The sequence below is a fragment of the Duncaniella muris genome, from assembly GCF_003024805.1.
In the GTDB taxonomy this organism is placed as follows: Bacteria; Bacteroidota; Bacteroidia; order Bacteroidales; family Muribaculaceae; genus Duncaniella; species Duncaniella muris.
On sequence record NZ_PUEC01000005.1, the window covers coordinates 1 to 16,352 of the forward strand.

General features: G+C 50.5%; 16 protein-coding genes. 7 read left to right on the forward strand and 9 right to left on the reverse strand.

Annotated features, from left to right (window positions below; translation table 11 throughout):
- Positions 1-539: transposase family protein (locus C5O23_RS03095; RefSeq protein ID WP_133166494.1), on the reverse strand; the 539-nt coding region annotated here is incomplete at its 3' end.
- A 289-nt stretch (positions 540-828) separates the two neighbouring features.
- Here C5O23_RS03095 and C5O23_RS03100 point away from each other — a divergent pair.
- Positions 829-2,082 carry a phosphoglycerate kinase gene (locus C5O23_RS03100; protein WP_107031501.1) on the forward strand — a complete coding sequence of 418 codons (1,254 nt, stop codon included), beginning with the start codon at positions 829-831 and terminating at the stop codon, positions 2,080-2,082.
- Between the two features lie 89 nt (positions 2,083-2,171).
- Here C5O23_RS03100 and C5O23_RS03105 read toward each other — a convergent pair whose 3' ends face one another.
- The gene (locus tag C5O23_RS03105) at positions 2,172-2,585 is read right to left on the reverse strand and encodes a secondary thiamine-phosphate synthase enzyme YjbQ (RefSeq protein WP_107031502.1); all 414 of its coding nucleotides are present in this window, start codon (positions 2,583-2,585) and stop codon (positions 2,172-2,174) included.
- 145 nt (positions 2,586-2,730) lie between these two features.
- Here C5O23_RS03105 and C5O23_RS03110 point away from each other — a divergent pair, with 145 nt between their 5' ends.
- From C5O23_RS03110 to C5O23_RS03125, 4 genes are read left to right on the forward strand one after another with little or no spacing between them, the layout of a single operon-like run.
- Positions 2,731-2,934: a hypothetical protein gene (locus C5O23_RS03110; RefSeq protein ID WP_107031503.1), complete on the forward strand. Its 204-nt coding sequence runs from the start codon at positions 2,731-2,733 to the stop codon at positions 2,932-2,934.
- Entirely contained in the window at positions 2,918-3,745 is an 828-nt protein-coding gene (locus tag C5O23_RS03115) for a threonine/serine exporter family protein (RefSeq protein WP_240597638.1), read from the forward strand. Before C5O23_RS03110 ends, C5O23_RS03115 begins: the two co-directional genes overlap by 17 nt.
- Positions 3,746-3,791: 46 nt before the next feature.
- Positions 3,792-4,274 carry a threonine/serine exporter family protein gene (locus C5O23_RS03120; RefSeq protein WP_107031504.1) on the forward strand — a complete coding sequence of 161 codons (483 nt, stop codon included), beginning with the start codon at positions 3,792-3,794 and terminating at the stop codon, positions 4,272-4,274.
- A 58-nt stretch (positions 4,275-4,332) separates the two neighbouring features.
- Complete coding sequence (locus C5O23_RS03125; RefSeq protein ID WP_107031505.1) at positions 4,333-5,235, forward strand: LysR substrate-binding domain-containing protein; 903 nt, start codon at positions 4,333-4,335, stop codon at positions 5,233-5,235.
- Positions 5,236-5,277: 42 nt separating this feature from the next.
- On the opposite strand, the gene C5O23_RS03130 is transcribed toward C5O23_RS03125, so the two are convergent.
- Positions 5,278-7,734: a S9 family peptidase gene (locus C5O23_RS03130; protein ID WP_107031506.1), complete on the reverse strand. Its 2,457-nt coding sequence runs from the start codon at positions 7,732-7,734 to the stop codon at positions 5,278-5,280.
- A gap of 87 nt (positions 7,735-7,821) precedes the next feature.
- Here C5O23_RS03130 and crcB point away from each other — a divergent pair, with 87 nt between their 5' ends.
- Positions 7,822-8,199, forward strand: a complete 378-nt coding sequence (gene crcB, locus C5O23_RS03135) for a fluoride efflux transporter CrcB (RefSeq protein ID WP_107031599.1) — start codon at positions 7,822-7,824, stop codon at positions 8,197-8,199.
- A 55-nt stretch (positions 8,200-8,254) separates the two neighbouring features.
- On the opposite strand, the gene C5O23_RS03140 is transcribed toward crcB, so the two are convergent.
- From C5O23_RS03140 to menB, 6 genes are all read right to left on the reverse strand, one after another.
- Positions 8,255-9,658, reverse strand: a complete 1,404-nt coding sequence (locus C5O23_RS03140) for an NfeD family protein (RefSeq protein WP_107031507.1) — start codon at positions 9,656-9,658, stop codon at positions 8,255-8,257.
- Between the two features lie 16 nt (positions 9,659-9,674).
- Positions 9,675-10,757 (reverse strand): lysylphosphatidylglycerol synthase transmembrane domain-containing protein, encoded by a 1,083-nt coding sequence (locus tag C5O23_RS03145; RefSeq protein WP_107031508.1) that lies wholly within the window; start codon positions 10,755-10,757, stop codon positions 9,675-9,677.
- Positions 10,732-11,919, reverse strand: a complete 1,188-nt coding sequence (locus C5O23_RS03150) for a glycosyltransferase (protein WP_107031509.1) — start codon at positions 11,917-11,919, stop codon at positions 10,732-10,734. Before C5O23_RS03150 ends, C5O23_RS03145 begins: the two co-directional genes overlap by 26 nt.
- 99 nt (positions 11,920-12,018) lie before the next feature.
- The gene (locus tag C5O23_RS03155; RefSeq protein ID WP_107031510.1) at positions 12,019-12,981 is read right to left on the reverse strand and encodes an AMP-binding protein; all 963 of its coding nucleotides are present in this window, start codon (positions 12,979-12,981) and stop codon (positions 12,019-12,021) included.
- Positions 12,966-14,018: an o-succinylbenzoate synthase gene (locus tag C5O23_RS03160; protein ID WP_107031511.1), complete on the reverse strand. Its 1,053-nt coding sequence runs from the start codon at positions 14,016-14,018 to the stop codon at positions 12,966-12,968. The genes C5O23_RS03155 and C5O23_RS03160 overlap by 16 nt, the downstream gene beginning before the upstream one ends.
- Before the next feature lie 16 nt (positions 14,019-14,034).
- Positions 14,035-14,856 carry a 1,4-dihydroxy-2-naphthoyl-CoA synthase gene (gene menB, locus C5O23_RS03165; RefSeq protein ID WP_107031512.1) on the reverse strand — a complete coding sequence of 274 codons (822 nt, stop codon included), beginning with the start codon at positions 14,854-14,856 and terminating at the stop codon, positions 14,035-14,037.
- A 100-nt stretch (positions 14,857-14,956) separates the two neighbouring features.
- Here menB and serB point away from each other — a divergent pair, with 100 nt between their 5' ends.
- The gene (serB, locus tag C5O23_RS03170) at positions 14,957-16,186 is read left to right on the forward strand and encodes a phosphoserine phosphatase SerB (RefSeq protein WP_107031513.1); all 1,230 of its coding nucleotides are present in this window, start codon (positions 14,957-14,959) and stop codon (positions 16,184-16,186) included.
- Positions 16,187-16,352: the final 166 nt, after the last annotated feature.

The window sequence follows — 16,352 nt, forward strand, 5'->3', positions numbered from 1 at the left end:
TGACAGGCTTCGGTGGCGATTGTTATGCCGGTGCTGAACGAATAGGCAGAGACGATATCCGGGCTTCGCCCGTTTTCCTGAACGGTGCCGCGCTCGGCTTTGCCGTCAATGCAGATTATTTCAATGACCCGGCAGGCATTAAGCAGCCTGTCAAGGAATATTTGAGCGAACTGCTGCATCCTGTCGGCCATGCCTGTATCGTTGATGCCGTTCTCCACACGGCAAAGCGTGGCCTCGGATGGCACCCCGTTCTTCAACATGCCCATTTTGTGTAATTTGTTGAGGTTGTATCTGCCGAACTCCAATATCTCGGCACGTCCGATACATCCGGCTATGCGTCCGAGTATCATCAGCATGATGATATCGTCGAGCCTATGGCGGATATTGCCTTTGTCTAATCTGCGGAAATCCGGCACGGATGAGGCAAACGATCTAAGTTCTTCTAAAATACTGCGTCTTGTGTCAAATTTATTGTGTACTTTTGCAGTGTGATCAGGCGCATAAGCGCCAGTCGAACGGACTTGGTCAAGTGGCTTCATTTTTTAGCGTAACTATTTGATTATCACCTACAAGTTACGAAAAAGCTGCCACTTGACCAATTTTTAAAGTATTTATTTTATTGAAAATCAGAGGTTAAAGCATCCCTGCGTCCATACAGCTACCACTATAAAATAACACATTTTCCGGGAATGAGACCAAATCTTAAATGAAAGAGCCGTGAGGCAGCAAGAAGTATTTTCGAAAATATGTTGTTATTAATGAAATATTTCTGTAATTTTGCACCGTCTCTGAAATGGACGTAAAAACCCTTTAAAATACACATATTCAATGACTATCGACCAGTACAATTTCAACGGCAAAAAGGCCATTGTCCGCGTGGATTTCAACGTTCCCCTGGACGAAAACGGTAAAATCACTGACGATACCCGTATCCGCGGCGCTCTTCCCACTCTGAAAAAAATTCTTGCTGACGGTGGCAGCCTCATCATCATGAGCCACATGGGCAAACCCAAAGGTAAGGTGAACCCCAAAATGTCACTCAGCCAGATCAAAGATACAGTTGGCAAATATCTCGGCACTGAAGTAGAGTTTGCTGAAGACTGCGCCAAGGCAGCTGAAAAGGCCGCCGCTCTGAAGCCCGGTCAGGTGCTCCTGCTTGAAAACCTCCGCTTCCACCCTGAAGAAGAAGGCAAGCCCGTAGGCATTGACAAGGAAGATCCTGCATATGACGCAGCCAAGAAAGAAATGAAGGAACGCCAGAAAGAATTCGCAAAGACTCTTGCATCTTATGCTGACGTATATGTGAACGATGCCTTCGGTACCGCTCACCGTCGTCATGCCTCTACCGCAGTGATCGCCGATTACTTCGACAAGGATTCGAAGATGCTCGGCTATCTGATGGAAAAGGAAGTTACAGCTGTTGACAACATTCTCAAAGACATCAAGCGTCCCTTCACCGCTATCATGGGTGGCTCAAAGGTGTCAACCAAGATCGGCATCATCGAAAACCTCATGGACAAGGTTGACAACCTCATCCTCTGCGGCGGTATGACCTATACTTTCGCAAAGGCTCTCGGCGGAAATGTCGGAAAGTCTATCTGCGAGAATGACAAGCTCGATCTCGCTCTTCAGATCATCGAAAAGGCCAAGCAGAAAGGTGTTAACCTTGTACTCGGAACTGATTGCGTGGCAGCTGACGATTTCAGCAACGATGCCAACACTATGGTTGTTTCATGCAAGGAAATCCCTGCAGAATGGGAAGGCCTTGATGCCGGTCCCGAAACCCGCAAGGCTTTTGCCGATGCTATCAAAGGTGCCAAGACAATCCTTTGGAACGGTCCTGCCGGTGTGTTTGAATTCGACAATTTCACTGCCGGTTCACGTGCCATCGCCGATGCCATTGTAGAGGCTACTGAAAACGGTGCATTCTCTCTTGTAGGCGGCGGTGACTCTGTTGCCTGCGTCAACAAGTTCGGTCTGGCCGACAAGGTAAGCTACGTTTCAACCGGTGGCGGCGCTCTTCTCGAAGCCATCGAAGGCAAGATCCTCCCCGGCATCGCAGCTATCCGCGGCGAAGAATAAAAAAGCTATTGCCGGAGTCTGATCTCCGATAAAATTCACGGCTCCGCTATCATAGGTGATAGCGGGGCCGTTTTTTGTCGGACCGACTTTTATTCGCCGATGATTGTGGCTACGATTTTGCGCGGACCTCCGTAGTCGCGGAATTCACAGAGATATATTCCCTGCCATGTTCCGAGATTCAGGTGATGACGGCTGACTGGCAGTGACAGCGACGGACCGACAAGGATGGATTTGGCATGTGACGGCATATCGTCAGGGCCTTCGTCGGTGTGGAGATAGAATGGGGCGTTTTCCGGCACGAGGCGGTCGAAAATAACATTCAGGTCGTGGCGCACATCCGGATCTGCATTCTCGTTGACAGCGAGTGCGGCAGATGTATGTTTGATAAGAAGATGCAGAAGCCCTTTTTCAGGCAGTTCAGGCAATTGGCGCATTACTTCGCCGGTGACCAGATGGATGCCACGCGGGTAGGCGCGGAGTGTGAATTCGATCTGTTGTATCATAGTAGTGCAAAGTTAAGCAAAAAGCAGAACATTTTTAACAATTGGCTCGTTCTATAATAGCTATCGAATCTTTCATTAGCCGGATGGAGGAAAAAGATCCGCATGATTGTTTACTTTGCAAAACAATTTAAACATCAGAACAATCATGGTTACGCTTAACATTCCGCTTTTTACCTGGTGCGTGATAGCATTCGCGATGGTAGCACTGATAATCATCAGAGTCTGCTACAAAAACTACTCCCAGATACATCATCAGAGGCATCTGATCGAGTTTGGTAAGGAGAGTGAGGAAATCTTCATCCCCGGTGACAGACTTGAAGGCCAGGAAGTTTATGATGACGAAGATTGAGCAGCCTATGGCGCCTGTGACAGCAGGCATCCGAATGACAAGAGAGGGTGAGACCGTAAAAAAATACTGCCTTTTCCTCTCTGAATATGCCGCATGGCTTTTAGGAGCCGGGGCCACATGCATACGCCTTGAGCGAAATGTCAAACGCATGGCGGAGGCTTTTGATCATGAAGTGGTGATGACGATAATGCCACGCCATATCCACATGACTGTCTGTAACCGTGACCGTTCCGACAGCTATACCTATATAACTGCATTGCGGACATCGATGATAAGTTTCGACATCAACACCCGTCTGAGCGAACTGAGCTGGGCAGTGGCTGACGGCCGGCTTGATTTCAGACAGGCCGAAGCAGAGTTCAACCGCATCGTCAAGACTCGTCCGGCTGACAAACGGCTGGTGCTCTTACTTGCATCATGTGCCAACGCATCGTTTTGCCGCCTTTTCGGAGGCGATCTGCCGGCGATGGCAATCGTTTTTATAGCAACTCTTGCCGGCTACTATCTGAAGCAGGTGCTCTGTGAGCAGAAAGTAGACATGCGTATTGTTTTCATTATGTGTGCTTTCGTTTCGTCTGTGCTCGGAGCTACGGATGCCTTGTTTCATCTCGGCCAGACTCCGGAAATAGCCATCGGAACCAGTGTGCTCTACCTTGTGCCGGGCATTCCGTTTCTGAATTCATTCAGCGATATGCTTGCCGGCCACTATATCTGTTCGTTCAGCCGCTTCATGCATGCAATGATTCTTACCGCTTGCCTTTCGATAGGCCTTTGTGGCGGAATGATGATGATGAACATCGGTATGTTTTGACAGCGCCATTACAGAATGTTGATTTGAAAAAAGCAGTTTATCCGTTATGTTGATCGAATTTTTGCAGGATGCGTTTTTCGCAGCGATAGCAGCTATCGGTTTTGCCGCTATCAGCAATCCCCCGCGCAGGGCCTATCTGTATTGTGCGCTTATTGCCGCCGCCGGCCATTCGACCCGTTTTCTTCTGATGAATGAATCTCTGACAGGAATGCACATTGTGCCGGCCACTTCGATAGCGGCGCTGATTGTCGGGGTGCTCGCGGTTCTGTTTTCTCCTTTGGTCCGTACTCCCGCAGAGACCTGTCTGTTTCCTTCGCTCTTGCCGATGATCCCCGGCATATATGCCTATCGGACATTCGGAGGACTTGTGATGTGTCTTTATCAGGGGCATGAATTGGGATTCAACCATTATTTCTATCTGTTTGCAAGTAATGGCCTTACCTGCCTTTTTATACTCCTCGGAATGGTCATCGGTGCGACAATACCGATCTTCCTTTTGAAAAATATATCTTTCCAGGCCACACGATGAACTATACCTGCCACGTTAATATAATACTACTCACGTTTTCATTTTCATTCCCTGAATCATGGAATTGCGCCAGTTGAAATATTTTGTCAAGGTTGCGGAGACGTTGAACTTTTCAGAGGCCTCACGGACATTGTTTATAACCCAGAGCACCTTGTCACAGCAGATCAAACAGCTCGAACAGGAGATCGGGTCACCGCTTTTTCAGCGAGACAGCCATCGGGTGTGTCTGACGGAAGCCGGCAGCGAACTGCTCCCGTATGCCGTCAGAACCCTACAGGCCTCACAACTCTGTCTTGAGCGCATGAATGATCTGCGCGAACTGCTTGCAGGCACTCTCAACATCGGGGTGACATATTCTTTCAGCCCCATACTGACAGAGACGCTGCTTGATTTCATGAAACTTTATCCGGGAGTGAAGCTCAATATTTTTTATAAGCCGATGGCCGAGCTGATGGACATGCTTGTTGAACGTGAAGTTGACTTTGTGCTTGCATTCAAACCGAAGGAGCCTTTGGCCTGTGTCGAATCCCACAGTCTGTTTCAGAATTTTCTTACAGTGGTGGTCAATAGTAACCATCCCTTGGCATCGAAGCAAAAAGTCACGCTTGCCGAGCTTTCGGAATATGATCTTGCACTGCCGGCCCGCGGCTTGCAGGCGCGAAACTATTTTGATGCAGTGATTGCTCCTAAAGGCATTGATATGCGTGTGCGTATCGAACTCAATGAAGTCAACATTCTGCTGAAACTGATCAGCTGCAGCAGTCTGGCCACTGTACTGGCCGAAGCCACAACACACAATGTGCGCGGAGTCAAGGCTGTGCCGCTTGACATTCCGGCGAACGAGATGACCGGCTGTGTCCACACTCTGCGTGACAGTTACCACAAGCGTTCCATGTGCGAGTTCATTAAAATGCTGAGCGAATCAGCGGCCATTCGTGAACGTGTCAACGCATGGCTCTGATTCGCTCAGATCTTCTTTTTTTGCCGGTCGTGATCCGGCGTTTCAAAGTGACTTCTTAGGATACATGGCTTCCCACCATGACGGATCATCCTGTAGATATTTGGCAAACCATGCAAATATGGTTTCCTGCCACTGTTTGCGCTTGTTGAATTCGGTCACCTGGTGGTTGGCGCCTCTGACTGCCACAAAAGCCGTCTCGCGGCCAAGGCGTTTCAGGGCCGTGTACATCTGGATACTTTCTCCGAATGGCACGTTGGTGTCAGAATCGCCGTGGAGGAACAGCAGGGGAGTGTGGATCTTGTCGGCATTGAAGAGCGGGCTGCGGTCCACGAACAGATCCTTCCGTGTCCAGGGATAACTGTTGGCCATGCAGACTTCGCTATATGAATATCCCCAATAGCCTTCACCCCAATAGCTTGTGTGGTCGCTGATACCTGCGTGAGATATTCCGGCAGCAAATATGTCGGTCTTTGTCTGCAGATATTGGGTCATGAATCCGCCATATGAAGCACCGATACAGCCGATCTTCTTGCTGTCTACCCAGGAATGACTGTCGGTAAAGGCCTTTACGGCTTCGATTATGTCGTCAGCTACACCTTCACCGGCCGTGTTGACATGGTGAGCGGCATATTCCTGCCCGAATCCGGCACTGCCTCGCGGTATGATGACCAGAACCACATAGCCGTGGGCGGCATAGACGTGATGTGGGTAGCGGCTTTCGAATGTGCGGCTGGTCGGACTGCATCCGCCGTAATAATTTACGATCATCGGATATTTTTCGGATGGATCGAAATCGGGCGGAAGGATGTAGCGCACACTGATGCTGTCGCCGCGCGATGTCACAAACGGCCATCCCTTGCACTCTCCGAGGCGCACACCCTCAAGGCGTTTGGCGCTGAGGTCTTCGATCAGATTCTGGCGTCCGTTTTTCAGACTGACAGAATAGAGTCTGTCGGAATTAGACGCTCCCTGACCGGTGTAGACGAGTACCGGAGCTGTGGCTGAAAGGTCGAATGACATTACATATTCCTCAAGTGCTTTCAGATTGTCAATTTGTCCGTTGGTCGGATTGACGCGGTAGAGCGATTTGAGATCGCGGTCTTCAGCCGTGAAATAAATATTTCCGTCAGCCTTGCTCCAGGCGAAACTTTCAACAGACGGGTTGAAGTCGCGGGTCAGGGGGGTGACTTTCTTCGTTGCGACATCCATGACATAGAGCTGGTTGTCATACATGTTCGGGGTCATTCCATCTGGCAGATTCTTGCCGATGGAGCCAAGCCCTTCGGGAGAGGCTGTAAGCGCGACCGTTTTTCCGTCGGGCGAGAGGGATGCGCCACCGATGAATCCTTCATTTTCAAGCAGCGTCATGCAGGCACCTGATTTCAGATCGAGAAGATAGAGAGACACAACCGAGCTCGGACGCTGTTCTACTTTAGTGTCATAAGCCATGAAAAGGAGTTTGCTGCCGTCTGCTGATATTCCGGCCGGAGTGACATTTCGGTAGCCGAATGTCAGCGGGCTGCTGAGTCCGCTTGCCAGATCGAATTTCATCAACGATGCGCGTGAGCGCCATCCAGGCTGACGGTCTTCCGGATTGACGATCTCATAAAGGTCTGCGTTCTTCTCCTTGGGTTCATCCTGATTCTTCAGGTAGACAAAGAAATCAGCTGTAGGCGACAGCATGAATGAATGTGTGGGAATGTCATCTGCAATCACTTGTTCTTCATGGGTCAGAGGATTGAGGGTGATAAACCGGAGCTTTTTATTGACATTGCGTGTGAGATAGAGCTGATCACAGTCTGGCATCCACCGTAGAGTTTCTGTGCTTGACAATAGCACTCGGCCTGACGAGAGTTCGCTGATCTGGGTATTGAACGTATTGTCGCCTCCTTCATGGGTAAAACTGTATGTGGTGAGCAGATATTTACCGCTTGGAGATAGGGCTGCCGATAGGATACGTTGACCTGTCATCACATCCTGAAGAGTGTAGCGGCGTCCTTGTTCCTTATTGATTGTGACTTGTGTTTTGCCGTCGGATTCAATGGAGATTCTGACTGAGTCGGGTTGATTGCCCGGTAGCGTGAGACATTTGACAGTTATGGAGTGTGTTGCCGGAGCCAGAGCGAGTTTTTCGTCTGTGATGAGTTTGCCGTCAAGATAGATCTCCCGATTCTTAAGGCCGCTGACTTTGAGCGATCCGTTGAAATAACGTCCGTTGTCAAGAGTGAAATTCAGAAGGTGGAGTGCCGGTGTCCGGCTTGCCGGAAGAACCTGATTTGTGAATTTACTGCCTTTTTCAGCAGCATTCATGGAAATCGGGGTTTTCAGAATGGCCAAAGTGTCAAACTTGGCAGAATTGGCATCGATGCTGTCAAGCATGAACGGAGTGGCCACTTCAAAAGGACCGGAATAGTTCAATGACTTGATGTCGATAGTCTCTCCGAAAGAACTAAGAGACAGTGCGGCACCGCATGCCGCGCAAATTACTTTTTTATACATGATAAAAGATTGGAACTCTAAATTGCACAAAGATAATAATAAAAATGTGACAAATCCGTAAATTTGCAGTCGTAAAATCGAATGAAAATGAATCTGACTGATTTTCTGATAGTCTTTCTGGGCAGCGGGCTTGGCGGTGTATGCCGTTATGGGCTAAGCCATGTCATACAGACCAATGCAGGCGCTGCGGCTTTCCCCTGGGGTACTTTCGCGGTCAATATGGCGGGATGCCTGCTGATTGGTCTGATCTATGGCTTTGCTGAAAAGTCTGATCTTTTGAGCCCGGAGTTGCGTTTGCTTGCCACTGTCGGTTTTTGCGGCGGGTTTACCACATTTTCGACTTTTGTAAATGAAAACTATCTTCTGCTTGGTATGTCAGAAGGCATTGTAGCCATAGCCTATGCTCTTGCAAGTCTGGCAGTCGGGCTTGGATGTGTGTATGCCGGCCATTTGCTGGTGCGTTAGACAGATGACCGGCATAACTCTGGCTGTATCAGGCAGTGAATATACTTTCAGTCATCTATAGTTCTGCGACATATATCTGAGCGTTTTCATACTTCCTGACTTTCACCCTTGCTCCGGCATGGATGAATCCTTGGATAGCAACCGCATCGAGCACATCTCCGTTGATCTCTACTTTTCCTGCCGGGCGCATGTCAGTGACAGCCGTGCCGTCAAGGCCGATATATGCAGCCGGAGTCATGTCCACTCCGATATAGCCTTCATCCACCTGCTGAGTCAGCATAAGTTCTGTGTGGCGGCGCACCCACTTGGGACCATAGGACGATGTAAGATACCAGATGGCAAGCACCGCCAGACCGAGGCCGACGAGGAAGATGACCATTGAGCTCCAGATGGCGTCGGCGTTCATATGGGAGAGAGAGAAGGTGTAGTGCTCTATGAGGCCGAGGATAACAGCCGCGCAGACACACGAAATTCCGGCTATGCCTGTGATTCCGAAACCTGGCACCACAAAAACTTCAAGAATTATCAGCATTATGCCCAAAACGAACAGCAGGATTATCCAAGAACTCGCTATGCCGCTTATATATAATGGCAGGAAGTAAAGTATAGCGGCGATTATGGCTGCCGCCGAGGGGAAGCCTACACCGGGCGAGTGGAGTTCCATATAGATCCCGCCTATAATGAGCATGATCAGCACCGCCTGCACTGCAGGATTTGTGAGAAAGCCGATTAAGATGTCGAGCCATGTAGGGTGATACTCCTTGATGGCATATGAAGCCGGATGATATCCGAGCTGCTGCATTATCTCGTCAACTGATTCTGCATTGCCGTCGGCATAGTTCCATTTTACGGCCTCGTCAGCCGTGAAGGTCAGCACTCTTGTAGAGTCGATAAGGCCGCCCACACTGACCCGCGGATCGACCATAGCTTCTGCCACGAGCGGATTGCGGCGCCATTCCGACTTTCCGTCCGGGCTAATGGTTTTCCCATGCCGCTCGGCGGTGGCGCGCATCATGGCCCGCATGTATGACTGATATTTGTCAGGCATGGCCATGCCGTCGGTGCCATTAACCACTGTGACGGCTCCCATCGAGGCTCCGCTTCTCATAAACACAGAGTCGCAGGCCAGTGCGACGAGTGCTCCTGCCGAGGCTGCGTTGTTGTCAACGAACGCCACTGTTGGGCGAGGGAAGTTGAGCAGCGCGGTGCGGATTGAGTCGGCGTGGACCACGGATCCGCCGTAAGTGTTGAGGTGCACAATCAGCAGTTCGGCATCAAGGCGCGAGGCTTCGTCAAGAGCCTGCCGGGTGTAGCGCCAGGTTGAAGAGCCTATCTCGTCATCAAGGCGGAGCATATAGACACCATGTACTTCATCGGCATTGATTGTGACCGGATATATCAGGGCTATGACGGGGAGGACCCATAGCCATAGGCGGAATTGTAGATGTGATCGGTTCATTGCGGTTTGGTTGTCATTAGAGGTTGTTTCGGGGTGATTTTCTAAAGCTGTCGCGGATCCAGGAGGGGAGTATGCATGCTCCGACAAGCAGATAGATATAGTAGCTTATGATGCGCCAGAACAGAGCGATTATCAGAGCGATGCCGGCGCTGTGGATCAGGTCGCCGTAGTAGGTGGTGAACAGCCATTCGCTGATGCCGGCGCTGCCGGGGGTGGGGCTTATCATCAGACATATCCACACCACGAACTGGCGGGCGAAAACAATCAGCTGATCGGCATGAGGGGCAAAGCCAAGGAAAAGAGCGTTGACAACAAGGTAGCGTGAGGACCATGAGAGAGCTGTGGCGCCGAATGTCTCAAGCCACCATCTAAGGGGGCGTTTGCGGAGATCGCGTCCGGTTGCTTCCATGTTTTGTCCGAGCTGATCTACTTTCGGCGCCCATTTCCGGAGCAGTCTGAAGTTGAACAGCCAGTTCAGAAACCTGTGGATGCCGTGGGGTCTTATGATGATTCCGAAAAACAGAATAGAGGTCCAGAGGAATACTATCGCATAGACACCCCAGAACACAGACTGTAGGCCCACGGTAAAACTGCCGTGTCCGAAATCGAAAAGTTCGCTGTAGGGCACAAGCAGCATGATTACCGGTATGGAGAGTACGAAGAAGAATTCGTCGAGGAAGAGGGTGGTCATCATCAGCGTGGTGGCGCGTCCGAATTCTATGCCTTCACGGTTGAGATAGACCATGCCAAGGGCACTTCCGCCGACTGCCGATGGAGTCACGCAGGATGTGAATTCACAGAGCATGTCGACTTTCAGGGCCTTGCGCCACGAGAGCTGATGGTCAGTCAAGGCTCTGAAACGCCATGTCAGACCGAAGTCCCGGCCTATCATAAACAGCCATGCGAGAAGAATGCAGGCTATGACACGGGCGTCAAAATGAATCGAGTCCCACACCTCCGGATTGAATTCTCGGTGAAACAGCCACATTACGACTCCGATACCTATGGCCATAGGTAGGAATATTTTCCATAATAGTCCGAGCACCTGCCTGCGCTCAGATGGAGTGTTGTTTTTATTTTTTGTGACAGTTGTGCTCATATCGGTCGGTTATTTCGGCATAGCGGATTAATACTTCATCCATGACATCGCGCCATGAACGTGCAAGAGTGGCGCGGGCTCCGTGTCCGGCTTTTTCTTTCATAATAGGGTCAGATGCGATGGCGCGTATGGCGGCTGCATAAGCTTCGGGAGTGCGTCGGGTCAGAAAGCCGTTATCTCCGTCTCTGACAAGTTCGGCGGCTGTAGAGCCTTCGAGCAGAAGGGAGGGGGTGGACATAGCTGCCGCCTCTCTGACCACGAGCGGAGCATTGTCATAGAACGAAGGGAAAAGAAATAGATCGGATGCGGCGTAGAAGCGGCGCAGCTCTTCACGGTTGTCAATCACACCGTGGAATGCCACATGGGCTGAAAGACCCAGCTCACGTGTGAGTTCCTGCATGTCGTGAAGGGCATAGCCGGTGCCTATGAAATTCATGTGAAATTTCAGACCAGCAAGACCGGCGAGTGCGCGGACTATGATCTCGATCCCTTTTTCGAGAATGTGTTGTCCCACGAATAGAAGCCCGAATTCATCATCTGCGAGGCCTATATGCCTGCGCGCTTCTTTCCGGTAGGCAGACAGATCTGAAATTCCTTCGCTGAAATCATTGCCGTTCTCCACCACTTTGACATCTCCGGTGTAACCGTACTCTCTGAGAGTCTCTTCAACGGCGCTCTGTGGAATCCAGACTTCAGTGGCGGAGTTGTAGAATTCGAGCAGACGTTTCATCTGGTATCTTACCATCGGACCGGGGAGCGAGCGTTCGAGATCGGTCCGGTATTTGGAGTGGAATGTGGCAACGAGCGGTATGTCATGCTTTCTTGCCGCATAGGCTGCAAGTCTGCCGGACGAAAAAGGACAGTGGGCATGGACGAGTCTGAATGGTGTAGACCGCAGTTTGCGCCAGATGAAAGGGTCGAATCTTGGATAACCGTAGCGATAGGGGTGGCGGTTATAGATGGGGAGCGAGAGATAACGATACATGGTGAAGTCACCTTCGGGACACGAACCGGGAGTCCAGGGGGTGACTACACAGACTTTGTGGCCTGCCGCGGCAAGCCATTGGCAATAGTTTTCGACTGTCAGAGTGACGCCGTCAAGGACAGGAGGGAAGCTGTCATTGAAAAGTCCATAGAGATTGGGGCCTGTTTCCGGAGTCATAAAACGATAGTTGAAAGTGAGTTTCTTCCAGACCGGAAGATGAAAACGGAGTAATTACAAAGATAACACTTATCAACCGATTCAGGATTATTAAGAGGCCTAAAATTTTCTCCGGATGATTTTTTTTGATGAAGTCCGCTGTATGTCCGGATCGAAAATCAGTGCTTTCGGTGCGCGGAGATGCCCGACCTCGGTTTCTATCAGATTTATCAGATTGTCGGCCGGTTCCCGGAGATCGGTGACAAGGACCGCTTCTTCGCCCCAGCGCTCGCTTCGGCGTGATGCTATGTAGAAATTCGTACCGTCAGGAAACAGATGTGCTATCTTTTTTTCAATTTCCTCAGGGCTTATTTTCAGGCCTCCGGAGTTGATGACATTGTCAAAGCGTCCTCTCCAGCGGAATGCCTGCGGACTGTCAAGCTCTACAATATCGTTTGTGACGAGCTGTCCGAATGACATTGTCTCACTGTTTATGACAAGGCATCCTCTTGGATCTGCCGAAAATCTGAAACGGGGGAGAGCCGAGAAGCATTCCGAACCGAGTCGGCGCAGCGCCACATGGCTGCATGTCTCGGTCATGCCGTAAGTGGCAAAAGAGGGTATGCCGGAGTCGATGATGCGCTGTTCGTCTGCAGGGGCAAGCGGTGCTCCTCCTATGATCATGTTGTCGATGCGGTCTGTGAACCCGGATGACAGCACTCCGCAGACTTGCGAAGGCACCACAGGCAACAATGAGATCCGTCGGCCGGTGTTCAGGCTGAGTCCGGACAGCGGACGGTTGGTCGCGTCCTCCACTGTCAGTGTGGCTCCGGATTCCAGTGCGCGGACAATCTGCATTTTTCCTGCTATGTAATCCGGCGAGAGGGGCAGGTGGAGCCATGATCTGGAGTGGAGGCCGAAAAATTTTATAGTAGCTTTGGCCGAGGCCCGCATATCTGTTTTCAGAAGGCGGATTTCTTTAGGCGTGCCGGTAGAGCCTGAAGTGCGGGCAGTGACGTAGGGAGTCGGACTATTCCACTCTTCAATAAATTTTTTTGCTTCAGGTGTCAGAATTGTTTCCATGCCAGTTGAGGAATTTCCCACTTTCCGGCAGGGTTGTAGGATAACCTGTCGCCGCTGACTGACAGCGGTGAGGGAATGTTGTTGTCATACAATTGGCCTGTACCCAGTCCCTGCGGCATGTCTGATCCGAGTGTCGCTGTCCACTGTGCTATGGCATTCAGCCCTATGTCTGATTCGAGGGCTGAAGTGATCCACCATCCGGCACCGATTGTCCCGGCAAGTCTGATCCACTCTTCCGAGCCTCCTATGCCACCGCAGAGGGTGGGTTTCAGTACGATGTATTGCGGGCGGATCGTTTCAAGCATCCGGCGCTTCTCTTCAGAATCGTTAAGGCCGATAAGTTCTTCGTCAAGGGCGATCGGGATGGGGGAGGTGCGGCATAGACGCTGCATTTCCTGCCATTGGCCTGCTCTTACCGGCTGTTCGATTGAATGGATGTCAAATTCGGTAAGCCGCCTGAGTTTTTCATCTGCTTCCTGAGGGGTGAAAGCGCCGTTGGCATCAAGCCGGAGTGTGATTTCAGGAGCTTGCGAACGGATGTAGCGCAGCAGATCTATCTCTTCATCAAATTCAATTCCGCCGATTTTGACTTTCACACATCCGCAGCGGTCAGCCAGTTTACGGGCTATCCGTTCGCGCATGGTTTCGCGGTCACCCATCCATACGAGGCCGTTGATCGTGATGGGTTCTCGACCTTCGGTCCAGGCAGAGGGGTAAAGGATGCGGTGCCCGTTGTTTCTGAGATCAAGTGCGGCAGTCTCGACGGCAAACCTGATTGACGGCCAGTCGGCAAGCAGGTCCGGATTTTCGAGGTAGGTGTCGATGGCGCGGCAGACTGTGTCAAGCATTTCTTCATAGCCCGGCCGGTCGTCACAGCTCAGACCGCGGAAAAGTCCGGCCTCGCCGATGCCATAAACCGCAGGGTCGGCCTGATCGGATATTTTTATATAATATGTATCCTTCCGGTTCATGCGTTCACGTGAGGTTATGGCAGTGAACCGGAAGAATAATTCATATTTACACCAAGTGGCCTGCATACGTTCCGATTGTGTTTTAGCCCGGAAATTTAGGGAATTTGTCGAAGTCGGGGTCGCGTTTTTCAAGGAATGCGTTTTTACCTTCCTGTGCTTCCTCCATGAGATAGTACATCAGGGTGGCGTCACCTGCGAATTCCATCATGCCGCGCTGGCCGTCAAGTTCGGCATTAAGTGCGCGCTTGATCATGCGGATGGCCATCGGAGAGCGGCTCAGAATAGTTTCACACCATTCCACGGTTTCGTCTTCCAGACGGTCGAAAGGCACGACTTTGTTCACCATACCCATTCGTTCGGCATCCTCGGCGCTGTACTGGCGGCAGAGAAACCAGATTTCGCGCGCTTTTTTCTGACCTACACAGCGGGCCAGATAGCTTGAGCCGAAACCGGCATCGAAACTGCCTACTTTCGGGCCTGTCTGGCCGAAGCGGGCATTGTCAGAGGCTATGGTAAGGTCACAGACCACGTGGAGCACATGGCCGCCGCCGATAGCATAGCCGTTTACCATAGCGATGACGGGCTTGGGAATCGAGCGGATTGCCTTATGGAGGTCAAGGACATTGAGGCGGGGCACTCCCTGCTCGTCGATATATCCGCCTATGCCTTTGACTTTCTGATCGCCGCCAGAGCAAAAAGCCTTGTCACCGGCTCCTGTCAGTATGATCACTCCAATGTCAGACGCTTCACGGCAATAAGCCATAGCTTCAAGCATTTCACGGTTAGTCTGCGGGCGGAATGCGTTGTAGACCTGCGGACGGTTGATGGTTATTTTGGCAATGCGGCCATATTGTTCGAAAAGTATGTCTTCATACTTTTTAATCTCTTTCCATTCTCGTGCCATATATTTGCGATTGTTAAATTACACATGCAAAATTACCAAAAAATCAGAGATAACTTCGTATCTTTGTTATCCAAAATCCAATTATTTCTCATATATAGATATGGAAACGCCTCAGCTTGAACTAATTCTTATCAATATATCCGGTCAGGACCATCCGGGTGTGACATCGGCTCTCTCTGAAATTCTTGCCCGCTACAATGCCGGCATTCTTGATATCGGTCAGGCCGACATACATCATACCCTTTCACTGGGTATTCTGATAAAGACCGATTCGGCAGTGTCAGGCAACATTATGAAAGAATTGCTTTTCAAAGCTACCGAACTTAATGTGAATGTGCGTTTCTCGCCGGTAAGTATTGAAGAATATGAGAACTGGGTCGGTATGCAGGGCAAAGACCGCTGGATAATAACTATTCTCGGCCGGCGGCTGACGGCCCGGCAGATTGCCAACGTGACGGCCGAAATCTCTGAGCAGGGCATGAATATCGACTCCATACAGCGTCTGACCGGACGAATGCCTTTGGGAGAGGAAGAGCAGCCGCTGTCAAAATCGTGTGTCGAATTTTCAGTGCGCGGCATGCCGAGAGATACGGCTGCGATGCAGGCGCGCTTCATGCAGCTTTCACAGGAAGAAGAGTTTGACATTTCAATGCAGGAAGACACTCTTTTCCGCCGTTGCCGCAGACTGATTTGCTTTGACATGGACTCTACTCTTATTGAGACTGAGGTTATTGACGAACTGGCTATCAGAGCCGGTGTCGGTGACCAGGTCAAGGCTATAACCGAACGGGCCATGAGGGGTGAGATTGATTTCTGCGAAAGTTTCCGCGAACGTGTGGCGCTGCTCAAAGGACTTGATGAAAGCGTGATGCAGGAGATAGCTGAGAATCTGCCTATAACCGAAGGACTTGACCGAATGATGCAGGTGCTTAAGCGTGTGGGCTACAAGACAGCCATTCTGTCAGGCGGTTTCACCTATTTCGGAAATTATCTCAAGCAGAAATATGGTTTTGACTATGTCTATGCCAATGAACTTGAAATCGTTGACGGAAAGCTGACCGGGCGCTATCTCGGAGAGATTGTCGACGGCCGCAGGAAAGCCGAACTGCTTAAACTGATAGCTCAGGTGGAGAATGTGAACATTGCGCAGACTATTGCGGTCGGTGACGGAGCTAACGATCTGCCGATGCTCTCCACCGCAGGACTTGGTATAGCATTCCATGCCAAACCTAAGGTCAAAGCCAATGCCGAACAGTCAATTTCGACCATCGGACTTGACGGAGTTCTTTATTTCCTTGGCTTTAAAGATTCGTTTATTTCAGAGAAGTAAGACTCTTTTTGAAATTGCCATCTAAATACATGTGAAAAGGTTGTAACGTTACAACCTTTTTCGTGGTTTATTACTATCTGTTACACTAATTAAACACAGACTCAATGAAGTATTTCAGATACAATAAAATCGGGCCAGTCAATTGCGAGAGTTCACCTACGTAAAA

What these genes read in the sequence shown, in the direction of transcription:
- C5O23_RS03100 (WP_107031501.1), top strand. Translation starts at nt 829, where the DNA reads ATGACTATCGACCAGTACAATTTCAACGGCAAAAAGGCCATTGTCCGC.
- C5O23_RS03160 (WP_107031511.1), bottom strand. Translation starts at nt 14,018, where the DNA reads ATGCAGGCCACTTGGTGTAAATATGAATTATTCTTCCGGTTCACTGCC.
- C5O23_RS03140 (WP_107031507.1), bottom strand. Translation starts at nt 9,658, where the DNA reads ATGAACCGATCACATCTACAATTCCGCCTATGGCTATGGGTCCTCCCC.
- serB (WP_107031513.1), top strand. Translation starts at nt 14,957, where the DNA reads ATGGAAACGCCTCAGCTTGAACTAATTCTTATCAATATATCCGGTCAG.
- C5O23_RS03150 (WP_107031509.1), bottom strand. Translation starts at nt 11,919, where the DNA reads ATGACTCCGGAAACAGGCCCCAATCTCTATGGACTTTTCAATGACAGC.
- C5O23_RS03105 (WP_107031502.1), bottom strand. Translation starts at nt 2,585, where the DNA reads ATGATACAACAGATCGAATTCACACTCCGCGCCTACCCGCGTGGCATC.
- C5O23_RS03115 (WP_240597638.1), top strand. Translation starts at nt 2,918, where the DNA reads ATGATGACGAAGATTGAGCAGCCTATGGCGCCTGTGACAGCAGGCATC.
- crcB (WP_107031599.1), top strand. Translation starts at nt 7,822, where the DNA reads ATGAATCTGACTGATTTTCTGATAGTCTTTCTGGGCAGCGGGCTTGGC.
- C5O23_RS03125 (WP_107031505.1), top strand. Translation starts at nt 4,333, where the DNA reads ATGGAATTGCGCCAGTTGAAATATTTTGTCAAGGTTGCGGAGACGTTG.
- C5O23_RS03120 (WP_107031504.1), top strand. Translation starts at nt 3,792, where the DNA reads ATGTTGATCGAATTTTTGCAGGATGCGTTTTTCGCAGCGATAGCAGCT.
- C5O23_RS03110 (WP_107031503.1), top strand. Translation starts at nt 2,731, where the DNA reads ATGGTTACGCTTAACATTCCGCTTTTTACCTGGTGCGTGATAGCATTC.
- menB (WP_107031512.1), bottom strand. Translation starts at nt 14,856, where the DNA reads ATGGCACGAGAATGGAAAGAGATTAAAAAGTATGAAGACATACTTTTC.
- C5O23_RS03145 (WP_107031508.1), bottom strand. Translation starts at nt 10,757, where the DNA reads ATGAGCACAACTGTCACAAAAAATAAAAACAACACTCCATCTGAGCGC.
- C5O23_RS03130 (WP_107031506.1), bottom strand. Translation starts at nt 7,734, where the DNA reads ATGTATAAAAAAGTAATTTGCGCGGCATGCGGTGCCGCACTGTCTCTT.
- C5O23_RS03155 (WP_107031510.1), bottom strand. Translation starts at nt 12,981, where the DNA reads ATGGAAACAATTCTGACACCTGAAGCAAAAAAATTTATTGAAGAGTGG.